This window comes from Pseudoduganella sp. RAF53_2 (assembly GCF_052113985.1).
Taxonomy (GTDB): Bacteria; Pseudomonadota; Gammaproteobacteria; order Burkholderiales; family Burkholderiaceae_D; genus Rugamonas.
The window spans coordinates 1-4,480 of record NZ_JBFRDW010000506.1; the positions used below are offsets into that span (position 1 = coordinate 1).

Here is a 4,480-nt window from a genome sequence, read left to right on the forward strand (position 1 = left end):
TGCCTGGCCTGCTGGCCTTCACGCGYATGACCGGCGATGTCGTCAAAGCCATGCGCGCCTGTCCGCAGCCGGTGATTGCCGCGATCGACGGCGTATGCGCCGGTGCCGGTTCCATGCTGGCGCTGGGTTCCGACATCCGCCTYGGTACGGAGCGCAGCAAGACGGCCTTCCTGTTCACGCGTGTGGGCCTGGCGGGCTGCGATATGGGCGCCTGCGCGCTGCTGCCGCGCGTGATCGGCCAGGGCAGGGCGGCGGAGCTGCTGTACACCGGCCGTTCCATGTCCGGCATCGAAGGCGAACGCTGGGGCTTCTTCAACAGCCTGCACGCGCCGGACGCGCTGCTGCGCGCCGCCCAGGAGTTCGCACAAGGCCTGGCCGATGGACCGACCTTTGCGCACGGCATGACCAAGAAAATGCTGCAGCAGGAATGGAATATGGGCGTAGACGAAGCCATTGAAGCTGAGGCGCAGGCGCAGGCCATCTGCATGGCCACCAATGACTTCCACCGCGCTTACCACGCATTCGTGGCGAAGCAGAAGCCGGTTTTCGAGGGCGACTAAATGGCTGACAAATCCTATCTGAACTGGCCCTTCTTCGATCAGCGTCACGCAGCGCTGGAGCATGAGCTTGACGCGTGGGCAGCAGCCAATGTGCGCGACGCGCATGGTCACGATGTGGACGCGCAGTGCCGCGATCTGGTGCGCGCGCTGGGTACGGCAGGCTGGCTGCGCCACGCGGTGGCCGGGCCGTCCGGCGCAGGCGCGGTGATCGACACGCGCAGCATCTGCCTGATCCGCGAAACGCTGGCGCGCCACAATGGCCTGGCCGACTTTGCCTTCGCCATGCAGGGCCTGGGTTCCGGCGCCATCAGTCTGTTCGGCAGCGAGGAGAACAAGCGCGATTACCTGCCGCGCGTGGCCAGCGGCGAAGCTATCGCGGCATTCGCGTTGTCGGAGCCGGAAGCCGGTTCCGACGTCGCCGCCATGCAGTGCGCGGCGGAGCTGCAAGGCGACCATTATGTGCTGAATGGCGAGAAGACCTGGATTTCCAATGGCGGTATCGCCGATTTCTATGTCGTCTTCGCGCGCACCGGCGAACAGCCCGGCGCGCGCGGCATCAGCGCATTCACTGTCGATGCCGACATGCCGGGCTTCGACATCGCGGAACGCATCGACGTGATCGCGCCGCACCCGCTGGCCCGCCTGCGCTTCAACAATGTGCGCGTGCCGGTGACCAAACGTCTGGGTGATGCGGGGCAGGGCTTCAAGGTCGCGATGGCCACGCTGGACGTCTTCCGCACCTCGGTTGCCGCCGCCGCGCTGGGCTTCGCACGCCGCGCGATGGACGAAGCGATGGAGCGCGCCAGAAGCCGCAAGATGTTCGGTCAGACGCTGGCCGACTTCCAGCTCACGCAAGCGAAGCTGGCGCAAATGGCGACCGGCATCGATGCGTCGGCGCTGCTTACTTACCGCGCCGCCTGGCAGCGCGATCAGGGCGGCAAGGTAACGAAGGAAGCGGCAATGGCCAAGATGACCGCCACGGAAACGGCGCAGCAGGTGATTGACGCCGCCTTGCAAATGTTCGGCGGCCTGGGTGTGGTCAGCGAACAGCCGGTGGAACGCCTGTACCGCGAAATCCGCGCGCTCCGKATTTACGAAGGCGCCACCGAAGTCCAACAATTGATTATCGCGCGCGAATTGCTGCGCGACGCATAAAGGAGCAACGATGCAGATTCTTCAACCGCCTGGCTGGGCCAGACCGCGTGGCTATTCCAACGGCATCGCCGCGGCCGGCCGCATGGTGTTCGTCAGCGGCATGGTGGGCTGGGATGCCGACTGCCAGTTCCAGACCGACGATTTTGCTGGCCAGGTGCGCCAGGCACTGATCAACGCCATTGCGGTGCTGGCGGAAGCGGGTGGAGGGCCGGAACATATTGCCCGCATGACCTGGTATGTGGTCGACAAGCATGAATACATGGGAGCCTATAAAGCTATCGGGCAGGTGTACCGCGAGCTGATAGGTAATCACTATCCTGCTATGACAGCGGTGGAAGTGGCGGGCTTGCTAGAGCCGCGGGCCAGGGTGGAAATCGAAGTAACTGCAGTCGTGCCAGCCTAATTTTTCTAAAGTGCTATATTCCTCGGTGTTCGAAATCAGACGCCGGGAGGTGCCACCATGGCCCAGCACACCACGCGCCTTGCAGGAGCAGCTCTCGCGGCGTTCCTGCTGTTTAGCAGCGCATCCGTCCACGCTTTTACGCCGCTCCTGTCGGATGCGGACAAAGCCCAGCTTGCAAGATGGCTGGGTAAGGGGCCTATCGAGCTGGAGCGCGTCTACAAGAAACGCGAAGGACAGACCGCGGCCGATTTCCACGCCGCGGCCGATGGCAAAGGCGCGACCTTCACCGTCATGGAAGCGACCAACGAGCTTGGTCAGAGCTGGCTGGTGGGCGGCTACAACCCGCAAAGCTGGTCTTCCACCGACGGCTTCCACATCACCGCAGACCAGTCCCAGCGTACAGGCTTTATTTTCAACCTGACTTCGCGCGAGTTCCATCGCCAGACGCCCAAGACGTATGCGCTCGATACGGTGGGCTCCTTCCAGACCTTCAACGACGCGAAATCCGGCCCGGTGTTCGGCGCCGGGCATGATTTGTATGTGCCCTGGGATCTGACCAATGGCGGCTATTCGATCATGTACTCCTACATCGATCCTGAGCGCAGCAACTTCAATTCCAGCCTGCTCGACGGACGCGATTACGTGAAGCCCAATATCACCTTTGGCGACATGGAAGTGTTCACCGTGTCCCTGGTTCCCGAACCTGCCGCGTGGATGATGCTGCTGCCAGGTCTGGCACTGTTTGGTGTCATCCGCAAACGGAACGCCCTTACTGCCGCCTGACCTCGTCAGCGTGGCGACATTGCTGCCGCATGCTTGTTGGCCGGTAGTGCCTATGCCGACACGGGTACGGCGTCAGCCAACGATGCGACACTGAACGGGACTGCCGCCAATGCCTTCGTGTATTAAGCAGGCTGGAATCCGCAAGCCGGTCAAAACGGCGACACCAGCGGTTTCGGCACGGCCTTCGATTCCTTTGGAACCGACGCATGGTCCCTGTTGGGCAAGAAGGATGGCAACGCTCCCTTCAGCCGTACCGGACCGCTGAGCTTTACCCTGACCGGGACCAGCAATAGCGGCGCCTGGACCGTGACCAATACCGGCTCGACGACAGCGGTAGCGGATCTGGTCTTTGCATTGCATGCCGGTGACCAGGGCGGCGCCTGGTTGTTCGATAACCGGATGGTCGCCGCAGGCCAGACGCTCTCGGGCACCTGGCAAATGAACTGGACTGTGGAGAAGGGGAATAACAATAATCCCGATTTCTCCAACGCGACCATCTTTGGCCGCGGTGAAGGCGTCACCTCACCGGTTCCTGAGCTTGCAACCTACGGCATGCTGCTGGCAGGTTTGGGCCTGATTGGCGCCATCGTGCGCCGTCGTAGTTAGTCGTTGCAGGACCACGTTGTAGTAGCGGACCCGCGCGCAGGCCCAGGCTGAATTGGCCCTCAGCCGGCCGGCGGCAAAACTCTTCTTACGCAGCGATCAGGTGGCGCTGGTCTCCAGCAGCGTCTTGCGGAAGATCTCGACCAGCGGGCGCAGGTTGACCTTGTGCCAGGCTGCCCACAGCGGCGTGCGGTAGGTGAACCAGGACAGGTCGCGCAGCACCACGCCTTTCGGCGCCTGGTAGCGCAGGCTGTGCTGGATCATCGTCAGCCCGAGGCCCGCGGCGACCAGGCCCAGCGCGGCCAGCGGCTCGGTGGCCTCCATCTTGATTTGCGGTGTGAAGCCGGCGCGCGCGCAGGCTGCCACGAAGTTGTCGTGGCCCAGCGTGCTTTCCTTGTGCAGCACCCCAATCCACTTTTCGGCGCCGAGATCGGCCGGCGTCAGATTCAGCGCCGTCGCCAGCGGATGGCCTTCCGGAATCGCCAGCAGCATCGGATCGTTCAGCACTTGCGCGAAGTCGAGATCGGGATCATCCGGCGCAGGCGGCTCACAGACCAGGGCGATGTCCAGGCTGCGCTGGCGCAGGCCTTCCAGTTGATCCGCCGAGTGGTAGTTGTAAAGCGCTACGTGCACGGCGGGACGCGTCTTGCGCAGCTCGCGCAGGGAATTCGGCAGCACGCCCGAATGCATGGCGTTTTCCAGATAGCCGATGCACAGGCCGCCTTCGTCGCCGCGCCCCAGGCGCTTGGCCATGGATTCGAGGCGGTTGGCATGCGTTAGAAAAGCCTTGGTTTCGGCGAGAAAAGTATGGCCGTCGCGCGTGAGCCTGATACGCTGTTGTGCTCGCTCGAAAAGCGTGAGTCCTAGCTTTTCTTCGAGCTGAGCAATCTGCCGGCTCAGCGGGGATTGTGAGATGTGCAATTTTTCCGCAGCGCGGCCGACGTTTTCCTCTTCAGCGACGACGACGAAGTAATGT

Annotated in this window: 6 protein-coding genes; 5 read left to right on the top strand and 1 reads right to left on the bottom strand. The window is 63.0% G+C overall.

Annotated features, from left to right (window positions below; translation table 11 throughout):
• The 5 genes from AB4Z11_RS24075 to AB4Z11_RS24095 form a co-directional block, all read left to right on the top strand.
• A partial coding sequence (locus AB4Z11_RS24075; RefSeq protein ID WP_442028204.1) for an enoyl-CoA hydratase family protein occupies window positions 1–560 on the top strand: 560 nt, incomplete at its 5' end.
• On the top strand, window positions 561–1,715 hold the full coding sequence (locus AB4Z11_RS24080; protein WP_442028205.1) for an acyl-CoA dehydrogenase family protein: 1,155 nt from the start codon (window positions 561–563) through the stop codon (window positions 1,713–1,715). It abuts the gene before it with no gap.
• Window positions 1,716–1,725: 10 nt separating this feature from the next.
• The gene (locus AB4Z11_RS24085) at window positions 1,726–2,118 is read left to right on the top strand and encodes a RidA family protein (RefSeq protein WP_442028206.1); all 393 of its coding nucleotides are present in this window, start codon (window positions 1,726–1,728) and stop codon (window positions 2,116–2,118) included.
• A gap of 57 nt (window positions 2,119–2,175) precedes the next feature.
• On the top strand, window positions 2,176–2,901 hold the full coding sequence (locus tag AB4Z11_RS24090) for a PEP_CTERM-anchored TLD domain-containing protein (RefSeq protein ID WP_442028207.1): 726 nt from the start codon (window positions 2,176–2,178) through the stop codon (window positions 2,899–2,901).
• Between the two features lie 216 nt (window positions 2,902–3,117).
• A complete protein-coding gene (locus AB4Z11_RS24095; RefSeq protein WP_442028208.1) occupies window positions 3,118–3,507 on the top strand; it encodes a PEP-CTERM sorting domain-containing protein in 390 nt (129 codons plus the stop codon).
• Window positions 3,508–3,603: 96 nt separating this feature from the next.
• Here AB4Z11_RS24095 and AB4Z11_RS24100 read toward each other — a convergent pair.
• Window positions 3,604–4,480 (bottom strand): LysR substrate-binding domain-containing protein (locus AB4Z11_RS24100; RefSeq protein ID WP_442028209.1); only part of this gene is annotated, 877 nt, incomplete at its 5' end.